Source organism: Cryobacterium sp. (genome assembly GCF_025463825.1).
Lineage (GTDB): Bacteria > Actinomycetota > Actinomycetes > Actinomycetales > Microbacteriaceae > Cryobacterium.
The window spans coordinates 16438-27498 of record NZ_JAODBG010000129.1 but is presented as its reverse complement, the minus strand read 5'-3'; the positions used below and the strand labels follow the sequence as shown (position 1 = coordinate 27498).

The 11061-nt window shown below is 64.1% G+C and carries 8 protein-coding genes; all 8 read left to right on the top strand.

What is annotated here, in order from left to right:
- Positions 1-421 precede the first annotated feature (421 nt).
- The 8 genes from dnaA to JWP54_RS15920 all read left to right on the top strand — a co-directional run bounded on the left by dnaA (position 422) and on the right by JWP54_RS15920 (position 11032).
- The gene (gene dnaA / locus JWP54_RS15955; RefSeq protein ID WP_297373944.1) at positions 422-1840 is read left to right on the top strand and encodes a chromosomal replication initiator protein DnaA; all 1419 of its coding nucleotides are present in this window, start codon (positions 422-424) and stop codon (positions 1838-1840) included.
- A gap of 366 nt (positions 1841-2206) precedes the next feature.
- Entirely contained in the window at positions 2207-3355 is a 1149-nt protein-coding gene (gene dnaN / locus JWP54_RS15950) for a DNA polymerase III subunit beta (protein WP_297373940.1), read from the top strand.
- A 50-nt stretch (positions 3356-3405) separates the two neighbouring features.
- Entirely contained in the window at positions 3406-4293 is an 888-nt protein-coding gene (gene gnd, locus JWP54_RS15945; protein ID WP_297373937.1) for a phosphogluconate dehydrogenase (NAD(+)-dependent, decarboxylating), read from the top strand.
- Positions 4294-4299: 6 nt separating this feature from the next.
- Positions 4300-5475 carry a DNA replication/repair protein RecF gene (gene recF / locus JWP54_RS15940; RefSeq protein WP_297373934.1) on the top strand — a complete coding sequence of 392 codons (1176 nt, stop codon included), beginning with the start codon at positions 4300-4302 and terminating at the stop codon, positions 5473-5475.
- The gene (locus JWP54_RS15935; RefSeq protein ID WP_297373932.1) at positions 5468-5956 is read left to right on the top strand and encodes a DUF721 domain-containing protein; all 489 of its coding nucleotides are present in this window, start codon (positions 5468-5470) and stop codon (positions 5954-5956) included. Before recF ends, JWP54_RS15935 begins: the two co-directional genes overlap by 8 nt.
- A gap of 121 nt (positions 5957-6077) precedes the next feature.
- The gene (gyrB, locus tag JWP54_RS15930) at positions 6078-8054 is read left to right on the top strand and encodes a DNA topoisomerase (ATP-hydrolyzing) subunit B (RefSeq protein ID WP_297373929.1); all 1977 of its coding nucleotides are present in this window, start codon (positions 6078-6080) and stop codon (positions 8052-8054) included.
- Between the two features lie 85 nt (positions 8055-8139).
- Entirely contained in the window at positions 8140-10632 is a 2493-nt protein-coding gene (gene gyrA / locus JWP54_RS15925; RefSeq protein WP_297373947.1) for a DNA gyrase subunit A, read from the top strand.
- Positions 10625-11032, top strand: a complete 408-nt coding sequence (locus JWP54_RS15920; RefSeq protein ID WP_265398170.1) for a DUF3566 domain-containing protein — start codon at positions 10625-10627, stop codon at positions 11030-11032. The genes gyrA and JWP54_RS15920 overlap by 8 nt, the downstream gene beginning before the upstream one ends.
- Positions 11033-11061: the final 29 nt, after the last annotated feature.

Sequence of the window (11061 nt, the reverse complement as noted above, 5' to 3'; positions counted from 1 at the left end):
TCGGCTGGAACGTTCTCTTGCTCATTGTTCAATCTCCACGTATTGGATCTCCGCAGGCCTAAACGAGCGGCCGGGAAAGAGTGAGGTAGCCCACGGGCTGGGGTCAACTGATTAAAACTACGGCTTCCCTCGTCCCCGGTCAAACTGGAGACGCCCAAACAGACGATTCTGCCCACTGAATCGGTGAATCCGGGACAGACACGCGGGGGTTTATCCAGCTAATTTGGCCTGACCGCCGGTCATTGGCTACCGTGAGGACAAGTTATCCACAGGGTGTGGGTAAAGCCTGAGAATCCAGTCGTTATTTACCCACAGGCGGTGGATAACCTTGTGGATGAATCGTTCGGTTTGACATTCTGTGTCGATGATCCGCTCGTCTTCTCTCGGCGGCAACGCGTAAAGATCAAGAATGTGGGGAACCATGGCAGACGGGGAACAGCCCATCAGCGAAACGTGGCGGTCGGTTCTGACCATCCTGGAGTCCGACGATTCGATCACTCCCATGCTCTACGGCTTCCTGAACCTGGTCGAACCCAAGGGCATCGCCGCCGGGACGTTCTACCTCGAGGTTCCGAACGAATTCACCGCCAGCATGCTCAACCAACGGATGCGCGTGCCCTTGCTCACCGCGATGGGCCAGCTCAACGAGTCCGTCGCGGTGTCGACCTTCTACGTCGTGGTCAACCCGGAACTGGAACAGGAGTCGCTGCGCCCGATCCCGGAGCCGGTGCACCAGCCGAGCATCGAGATGCCGGCCTCACCGCAGTCGGTGTTCGAGAGCCCCGCACCGGACAGCGTGCACGACACCCGGCTGAACGCCAAGTACAGCTTCGATAACTTCGTGATCGGCCAGTCCAACCGGTTCGCCCACGCCGCCGCGGTCGCCGTGGCCGAGGCTCCGGCCAAGGCCTACAACCCGCTGTTCATCTACGGATCCTCCGGACTGGGCAAGACCCACCTGCTGCACGCAATCGGGCACTACGCAATGAGCCTGTACCCCGGAATTCGCGTTCGTTACGTCAGTAGCGAGGAATTCACCAACGACTTCATCAACTCGATCGCGAACAACCGCGGTTCCGCCTTCCAGAACCGGTACCGCAACATCGACATCCTGATGATCGACGACATCCAGTTCCTGCAGGGAAAAGCCGAAACGCAGGAAGCCTTCTTCCACACGTTCAATACCTTGCACGACCACAATAAGCAGGTGGTCATCACCAGCGACCTGCCGCCCAAGGCACTGACCGGGTTCGAAGACCGGATGCGATCGCGCTTCGAATGGGGCCTGATCACCGATGTGCAGGCCCCCGACCTGGAGACCCGCATCGCGATTCTGCGCAAGAAGGCGCAGAGTGAGAAGCTCCAGGTACCGCACGACATCCTCGAGTTCATGGCCTCGAAGGTGTCCTCCAACATCCGTGAACTGGAGGGCACCCTGATCAGGGTGACGGCGTTCGCCAGCCTCAATCGCACGCCGGTGGACATGAACCTCGTGCAGACGGTCCTCAAGGACGTGATCACCCTCGACGAAGACAACGTGATCGCGCCGGTAGACATCATCACCAACACGGCGGACTACTTCAAGCTCACCGTTGACGACCTGTACGGATCGTCCCGATCACAGGCCGTCGCCACGGCACGGCAGATCGCCATGTACCTGTGCCGCGAGTTGACGAACCTCTCCCTCCCCAAGATCGGCCAGCTGTTCGGCAACCGCGACCACACCACGGTCATGTACGCCAACAAGAAGATCAGCGAGCTCATGAAGGAGCGACGGTCCATCTACAACCAGGTGACGGAACTCACGAACCGCATTAAACAGGATCACCGCTACAAGTAAGAGAAAATTTTTTTGGTTTTCGTACCTGTGGATAACCCTGTGGAAAGTCGCCCGACAACTTGGCCGGTCCTGTAGAAACGCAGCGGCAACTTGTGAAAACTCCGAATTACACAGGCAACTTCGTGTCATTCATTGGGCCGGGCCCTCACAGGCCGTCCACAAGTTACAAGAATGTAGTTTCCAGTCCCTGAGCGGGATCCACAAAGTTATCCACAGTTTCCACACCGGTTAAGAAGATTAACGATTAACTTCATTAGCTCCAGGTCCAACAACCTTTACTCGCCGGCTCGTTCGAGAAATGAGCTGTCCGCAAACCCGACTAGCATTGAGGCCGTATCCAGGTCTCCCATCGACAGGAGTGACTTCGTGAGATTTCAGGCCAACCGGGACGTCTTCAGTGAAGCCGTATCTTTCGCTGTAAAACTCCTTCCTCAGCGCACCACCCTGCCCATTTTGAGCGGTGTGTTAATCGAAGCAGCCGAGGCCGGCCTGATCCTGTCGTCGTTCGACTACGAAGTCTCGGCCCAGACCGAGATCGCCGCCGATGTCGAAGAAACCGGCAAGGTGCTCGTGTCCGGGCGCCTGTTGGCCGAGATCGCCAGCCGGATGCCCAACGCCCCCGTGCGATTCTCGACCAATGAGTCCCGAATCACCGTGAGTTGTGGCACCGCGAACTTCACCCTGCTGTCTATGCCGGTAGAGGAATATCCAAGTATTCCCCAGGTCAGCGCCCACTCTGGACTAGTTCCGGCCGAGGAATTCGCCGCGGCTGTGTCGCAGGTGGCCGTCGCCGCGTCCCGCGACGATGTCACCCCGGTCATCACCGGTGTGCAGCTGCAGATCACCGAGAACAGCATCAGCCTGGTCGCCACGGACCGGTACCGCGTCGCGGTTCGCGAGATCGACTGGGACCCGGGCGCCAATCAGGCCCAGGAACCGATCACCGCCCTGGTGCCGGCCCGCACCCTGCAGGAAGTCGGCAAGACCTTCGGCCACAGCGGCACCATCTCGGTTGCCATCACCAACACCGACGACCGCGAGCTGATCGCCTTCACCGCCGACAAGAAGACCGTCACGTCGCTGTTGATCAAGGGCAACTACCCGCCCGTGCGCCGCCTGTTCCCCGACAACGTCGACAACTACGCCGTGATGAACACAGCCGAACTGATCGAGGCCACCCGCCGCGTCCAGCTCGTGCTCGAGCGCGAAGCCGCCCTGCGATTCAGTTTCACCGCCGACGGCCTCACCCTCGAGGCGATCGGCTCCGAACAGGCCCAGGCGTCCGAGACCATCGACGCGATCCTGTCCGGCGGTGACACCGTGGTATCGCTCAAGCCGCAGTTCCTGCTCGACGGCCTCGGCGCCGTGCACTCCGAGTTCGTGCGGATCTCGTTCACCAAGACCGAGAACCCCAACAAGCCCGGACCCGTGCTGATCACCAGCCAGACCTCACGCGAGCAGCCCGGCGCCGACAGCTACCGATACCTGCTGCAACCCAACCTGCTGCTGCGCTAGCCCCACCGCCCCCCATCAGCACGACACGACTCGAACCGAGAAGGACAGCTATGCACATCGGAATCGTCGGCCTCGGAAAAATGGGTGCCAACATGCGAGACCGCCTGCAGGCCGCGGGGCTCGACGTCACCGGGTACGACCGCAATCCGGCCGTGTCCGACGTCGCCTCGACCGCGGAACTGATCGAGACACTCCCCGCCCCGCGCCTGGTCTGGGTCATGGTTCCCGCCGGGGCCATCACCACCGCCGTGATCGCGGACCTGGCCACGCGGCTCTCACCCGGTGACCTGGTCATCGACGGCGGCAATTCCCGCTTCACCGACGATTTCACCCACGAAGCGCTCCTGGCCGAACAGGGTGTGCACTACGTCGACGCCGGTGTGTCCGGCGGCGTGTGGGGCGCCACCAACGGGTTCGGCCTGATGGTCGGCGGCGCTGAGGCCGACGTCGAACGGGCCATGCCGGTTTTCGACGCCCTCCGTCCCGAGGGCCCCCGCGAAGAGGGTTTTGTGCACGCGGGCAAGGTCGGCGCCGGCCACTACGCGAAGATGGTGCACAACGGCATCGAATACGCCCTCATGCAGGCCTACGCCGAGGGCTATGAACTGCTCGAGAAACGCGACGACCTGATCCAGGACGTCCCCGGAGTGTTCACCGCGTGGCAGCGCGGCACCGTTGTGCGGTCCTGGCTGCTCGAACTCCTGGTCCGGGCCCTCAAGGACGACCCGCAGCTGCGCGACATCGAAGGTTACGTCGAGGACTCCGGCGAGGGCCGCTGGACGATCGAGGAAGCCATCAGCAACGCCGTGCCCGTTCCGGCGATCAGCGCCTCGATCTTCGCCCGATTCGCCTCCCGCCAGGAGGACTCACCGGCCATGAAGGCCGTCGCAGCTCTGCGCAACCAGTTCGGTGGCCATGCCATAAAGAAGGCAGACTGATCCGCTGTGCGGGTCACACATCTCTCTCTCACCGACTTCCGCAATTATGCGCAAGCGGAGGTTCCCTTCGGTCCCGGCCCCAACCTCATCGTGGGCCGGAACGGCCAGGGCAAGACGAACCTGGTGGAGGCCCTCGGCTTCCTGAGCACTCTCGGCTCGCACCGGGTCTCCTCGACCGGCGCGATGGTGCGCTCGGGTGAGGAGTCCGCCATCATCCGGGCCCGCCTGGAGTACAACGGCCGCGACATCCTCGCCGAGGTGCAGATCAACCGCTCCGGACTCAACCGGGCGCAGGTCAACCGCTCCGTCATCAAGACCCGTGACCTCCCTCGCTACTTCTCCAGCGTGCTCTTCGCCCCTGAAGACCTCGCCCTCGTCCGAGGCGACCCGTCCGGTCGCCGCCGCTTCCTCGATGCGCTGCTGACCCTGCGAAGCCCCCGGCTTTCCGGCGTCCTGACCGACTACGACCGGGTGCTGCGGCAGCGCAACACCCTGCTCAAGTCCGCGAGGGCCTCCGGCGTGAAGACCAGCCAACTCGGCACGCTGGAAATCTGGGACGAACGCCTTGTCGCCCTTGGCTCCGAGATCATCGACGCCCGCGCCGAACTCGTGCGGCAGCTGTTGCCGCCGCTGCACGCCGCCTACCTCGCCGTCGCGGGCGCAGACCACGGCCCGAACCTGGTCGCGTCCCTGAGCATCCTCGGTGCCGACGAGGAATCCGACCAGGCCGCCGCGCCGGCGACCGGTGGGAGCGACACCGCCGACACTTTCCGCTCCGCCCTGGCCGGCCTCCGCCGTAAGGAGCTGGATCGCGGCATGACGCTGGCCGGACCGCATCGCGACGACCTCGTCTTCGAGCTCAACAACCTGCCCGCCAAGGGGTACGCCAGCCACGGTGAGTCCTGGTCGTTCGCACTGGCCCTCAAACTAGCCTCCGCCGAACTGCTCCGCCGGGATTCCTCCAGCGGCGACCCGGTGCTCATCCTCGACGACGTGTTCGCCGAGCTCGACCAGTCCCGGCGGCGCCGCCTGGCCGCGGCCGTGACGGGATACGAGCAGGTGCTCATCACCGCTGCCGTCTTCGAAGACGTGCCGGCGGTGCTGGCCGCGCACGCCATTCATATTCATGCCGGCGCCGTCGTCGACGGTCCGGCAGCCGAAGTCGAGGCAACGGATGGCTGAGCACAGCGAGGCCGCCAAGGTCTACCTCCGGTTCAAGGACGTTTTCGGTGATCCCAACGCCGCCCGGAAGCGCACGAGGCGCAAGGCCAGCCCGCAGATCGGGTCCAGCGTTCCGTTCGGTGCGGGCCGCGATCCGCGCGGACTCGGCGACACCATCAATTCCCTGACCGCGCAGCTGGGCTGGAACTCCCCGATGGCGCAGTCCGACCTGCTCGGGTCCTGGATCGAGCTGGCGGGCGAGGAAACCGCGAAACACTCCACGCCGGCGGGTATCGACGAGGGCATTCTCACCGTGCACTGCGAGTCGACCGCGTGGGCGACGCAGCTGAGAATGATGCGGGTGGAAATCATGACCCACATTGCGCAGAAGTTCCCGGACGCCGGTATCGCCGCAATTCGTTTTCAGGGGCCTAACGCGCCCTCCTGGAAAAAGGGTCCCAGATCAATTCCAGGGCGGGGTCCACGCGATACCTACGGGTAGGGAGACAAATCAGGTCAACCGTGCGAATAAAACGCGTCAAACGGCGGATTTGGCCTCTGGCAGTCGGGGTGTTTGGTAGGCTGAAGGGTCGCCTGTGCGACGGTCAGGAGCCCAATTTCACATGACAATTGAACCGAAAACCGAGCCGGAGCACGCATACGGCGCAGAGGACATTCAGGTTCTCGAAGGCCTCGAAGCTGTTCGCAAACGCCCCGGAATGTACATCGGTTCGACCGGGCCCCGCGGTTTGCACCACCTGGTCTACGAGATCGTGGACAACTCCGTCGATGAAGCCCTCGCGGGATACTGCGACACCATCGACATCCGGATCCTCGCCGACGGCGCCGTGCGAGTGCAGGACAACGGCCGCGGCATCCCCGTCGACATCCACAAGGCCGAGGGCAAGTCGACCGTCGAGGTGGTGCTGACGGTGCTGCACGCGGGCGGAAAGTTCGGCGGCGGCGGATACGCCGTCTCCGGCGGACTCCACGGCGTCGGCAGCTCGGTGGTCAACGCGCTCTCCACCCGTCTCGAGGTCGAGGTGCGCCGGCAGGGCCATGTCTGGCGTCAGAGCTTCCACGACGGAGTGCCGAACGAATCGCTCACCCAGGACGAGGTGTCGGATGAAACCGGAACCACGATCACCTTCTGGCCGAGCGCCGAGACGTTCGAGACCATCGACTTCGACTACGAGACGCTGCGCGCCCGCTTCCAGCAGATGGCGTTCCTCAACAAGGGCCTGCGCCTGACGCTCACCGACGAGCGCGCCGAGAGCCGTGACGTCGAGGACAAACCGCTCACCAACTCGTTCATGTACGAGCAGGGCCTGATGGACTACGTGGCCTACCTGAACCGCGCCAAGAAGGCCGAGCTGGTCAACGACGAAATCATCTCGTTCGAGTTCGAGGACACCACCCGTAAGATCGCCCTCGAGGTGGCCATGCAGTGGACCACCGCCTACACCGAGAGCGTCCACACCTACGCGAACACCATCAACACCCATGAGGGCGGCACCCACGAAGAGGGCTTCCGCGCCGCACTGACCACCCTGGTGAACAAGTACGCCAGGGAAAAGGGCATCCTCAAGGAAAAGGACGACAACCTCTCCGGCGACGACGTGCGCGAGGGCCTGACCGCGGTCGTGTCGATCAAGCTCGCCGAACCGCAGTTCGAGGGCCAGACCAAGACCAAGCTGGGCAACACCGAGGCCAAGACATTCGTGCAGCGGGTCGTCGGCGACCAGCTCTCCGACTGGTTCAACCGCAACCCGGTGCAGGCTCGCGAGATCATCCGCAAGTCCCTGCAGGCAGCGACGGCCCGCATGGCCGCCCGGAAGGCTCGGGAAACCGCCCGCCGCAAGGGCCTGCTCGAGGGCGGTGGCATGCCCGGCAAGCTCAAGGACTGCCAGAGCAAGGACCCCGCCTCCTCCGAGATCTTCATCGTCGAGGGCGACTCGGCCGGCGGTTCCGCCGTGCAGGGCCGCAACCCCGAGACCCAGGCGATCCTGCCGCTGCGCGGCAAGATCCTCAACGTGGAGAAGGCCCGGCTGGACCGGGCCCTCGCCAACGCCGAGGTGCAGGCCATGATCACCGCGTTCGGCGCGGGACTGGGTGAGGACTTCAACCCGGACAAGGTGCGCTACCACAAGATCGTGCTGATGGCCGATGCCGACGTCGACGGCCAGCACATCACCACGCTGCTGCTGACCCTCCTGTTCCGTTACATGCGCCCGCTGATCGACCTGGGTTACGTCTACCTCGCCCAACCGCCGCTGTATCGCCTCAAGTGGTCGAACTCGGCTCACGAATACGTCTACTCCGACGCCGAACGAGATGCCCTGCTCGCCGATGGCGCCGCCGCCGGCAAGCGCATCCCCAAGGACAACGGCATCCAGCGCTACAAGGGTCTCGGTGAGATGGACTACAAGGAGCTGTGGGAAACCACCATGGCGCCCGAGTCCCGCACCCTGCTCCAGGTGACCCTGGACGACGCGGCAGCCGCCGACGAAATTTTCTCCACCCTGATGGGCGAAGACGTCGAATCCCGACGCAACTTCATCCAGAAGAACGCGAAGGACGTGCGTTTCCTTGACATCTGACGACACCACCGGCACCACGCCCGACACCGCCGACGCGGCGGCAGCGGCGGAGGCTGCGGCCAAGTACCGCACCCAGCACGGCAAGATCGACCAGGTCGACCTGCAGCTGGAAATGCAGCGCTCCTACCTCGACTACGCGATGAGCGTCATCGTGGGCCGCGCGCTGCCCGACGTGCGTGACGGCATGAAGCCCGTGCACCGCCGTGTCATCTACGCCATGTACGACGGCGGCTACCGCCCCGACAAGGCGTTCTCCAAGTGCGCCCGCGTCGTCGGCGACGTGATGGGCCAGTTCCACCCGCACGGTGACTCCTCGATCTACGACGCGCTTGTGCGCCTCGTGCAGCCGTGGAGCCTCCGCTACCCGCTGGCGCTTGGCCAGGGAAACTTCGGCTCGCCCGGCAACGACGGCGCCGCCGCCCCCCGGTACACCGAAACGAAGATGGCCCCGCTGGCCCTCGAGATGGTGCGCGACATCGACGAAGACACCGTCGACTTCCAGGACAACTACGACGGCCACACCCTCGAGCCGACCGTGCTGCCCGCCCGGTTCCCGAACCTGCTGGTGAACGGTTCCGTCGGCATCGCCGTCGGCATGGCCACCAACATCCCGCCGCACAACCTGCGTGAAGTGGCCGCCGGCGCCCTCTGGTACCTGGAGCACCCCGACGCCACCCGCGAAGAGCTCCTCGAGGCTCTGATCCAGCGCATCAAGGGCCCGGACTTCCCCACCGGCGCGCAGATCCTCGGCATCAAGGGCATCCAGGACGCCTACCGCACCGGCCGCGGCTCGATCACGATGCGCGCCGTCGTGAGCATCGAAGAGTTGCAGGGTCGCACCTGCCTGGTCATCACCGAGCTGCCCTACCAGGTGAACCCCGACAACCTGGCGATCAAGATCGCCGACCTGGTCAAGGACGCCAAGATCACCGGCATCGCCGACATCCGCGACGAGACCAGCGGCCGCACCGGCCAGCGCCTGGTCATCGTGCTCAAGCGCGACGCCGTGGCCAAGGTGGTGCTGAACAACCTCTACAAGCACACCCCGCTGCAGGAGAACTTCGGCGCGAACATGCTCGCGATCGTCGACGGCATCCCGCGCACCCTTGCCCTGGACGGCTTCGTCAGCGCCTGGGTCGCCCACCAGATCGACGTGATCGTGCGGCGCACCCAGTTCCGGCTGAACAAGGCCGAGGCGGACGCGCACATCCTGCGCGGTTACCTCAAGGCGCTTGACGCGCTCGACGAGGTCATCGCCCTGATCCGCCGCTCCCCCACCGTGGACGACGCCCGTGAGGGCCTGATGGACCTCCTCACGGTCGACAAGCTCCAGGCCGACGCGATCCTCACCATGCAGCTGCGCCGCCTGGCCGCCCTCGAGCGCCAGAAGATCATCGACCAGGCCGCCGAGCTGGAACTCCAGATCGTCGAGTTCAAGTCGATCCTGGCCAGCCCCGAGCGTCAGCGCACCATCGTCAGTGAGGAACTCACTGACATCACCGCCAAGTTCGGTGACGACCGCCGTACCGAGATCATGTTCGGCTTCGACGGCGACATGTCGATCGAAGACCTGATCCCCGAAGAAGAAATGGTCGTCACCGTCACGCGCGGCGGATACATCAAGCGCACCCGCAGCGACAATTACCGCAACCAGCACCGCGGCGGCAAGGGCGTCAAGGGTGCGCAACTGCGCGCCGACGACGTGGTCGAGCACTTCTTCGTGACCACCACCCACCACTGGCTGTTGTTCTTCACGAACACCGGCCGCGTCTACCGGGCCAAGGCCTACGAGGCCGTCGAAGCCGGCCGGGACGCCAAGGGCCAGCACGTGGCCAACCTGCTCGCCCTGCAACCGGGTGAAGAGATCGCGCAGATCCTCGACATCCGCGACTACGGCGTGGCCCAGTACCTCACGCTGGCGACGCGCGAGGGTCTGATCAAGAAGACCGCGCTGGCCGAATACGACACAAACCGCACCGGCGGCATCATCGCGATCAAGCTGCGCGAGGGCGACGAACTCGTCTCCGCGCTGCTGGTCGACGAGGATTCCGACCTGCTGCTGGTGTCCCGCAAGGGAATGTCCATCCGGTTCACCGCGTCGGACGAGGCCCTGCGCCCGATGGGCCGCAGCACCTCGGGCGTGATCGGCATGCACTTCCGAGGCGACGACACCCTGCTCGACGCTTCTGTGGTCTCCGATGACGGCTTCGTGTTCGTCGTCACCGAGGGCGGCTACGCCAAGCGCACCTCCGTCGACCAGTACCGTCTGCAGAACCGTGGCGGCCTCGGTATCAAGGTGGCCAAGCTCAACGACGACCGCGGTGACCTGGTCGGTGCGATCATCGTCGACGGTGAGGACGAGGTTCTCGTGGTCCTTGCCAGCGGCAAGGTGGTACGCTCTGACGTCGCCGAAGTGCCGGCCAAGGGCCGGGACACCATGGGCGTCGTTTTCGCAAAGTTCGCGGAGCAAGACAGGATCATCGCGATCGCGAAGAACACCGAACGCAATCTGGTAGTCGAGGAAATCGAGGCTGCAACGGAAAGCGAGCCGGGGAAAGTAGAATCAGCAAATGAGTAGTGTCGCCGAGAAACTGGCCAAGAAGTCGAGCCGAGGTGCAACCACGTCCAAGCAGGTACGTCTCAAGCTCGTATATGTCGACTTCTGGTCGGCCGTCAAGTTGTCCTTCCTGATTGCGGTGTGCCTGGCCGTCGTGACGATCGTCGCGACGTTCCTCACCTTCACGGTGCTCAACGGCACCGGCATCTTCACCCAGATCGACGCTCTGTACACGGATATCGCGGGCAGCTCGTCGCAGCTGACCACGATCCTGTCGATCGGCAACGTCATGGGCTTCGCGGTCGTCGTCGCGGTCATCAACACCGTCGTCATCACGGCCCTGGGCGCCATCTTCGCCGTGCTGTACAACCTGAGCGTCAAGGTCACCGGAGGCCTGCTCGTCGGATTCACCAACAACTGACCGTCGGATGCCCGATCGCAGGTCGCCTC

What these genes read in the sequence shown, in the direction of transcription:
- dnaA (WP_297373944.1), top strand. Translation starts at nt 422, where the DNA reads ATGGCAGACGGGGAACAGCCCATCAGCGAAACGTGGCGGTCGGTTCTG.
- gnd (WP_297373937.1), top strand. Translation starts at nt 3,406, where the DNA reads ATGCACATCGGAATCGTCGGCCTCGGAAAAATGGGTGCCAACATGCGA.
- JWP54_RS15935 (WP_297373932.1), top strand. Translation starts at nt 5,468, where the DNA reads ATGGCTGAGCACAGCGAGGCCGCCAAGGTCTACCTCCGGTTCAAGGAC.
- gyrB (WP_297373929.1), top strand. Translation starts at nt 6,078, where the DNA reads ATGACAATTGAACCGAAAACCGAGCCGGAGCACGCATACGGCGCAGAG.
- JWP54_RS15920 (WP_265398170.1), top strand. Translation starts at nt 10,625, where the DNA reads ATGAGTAGTGTCGCCGAGAAACTGGCCAAGAAGTCGAGCCGAGGTGCA.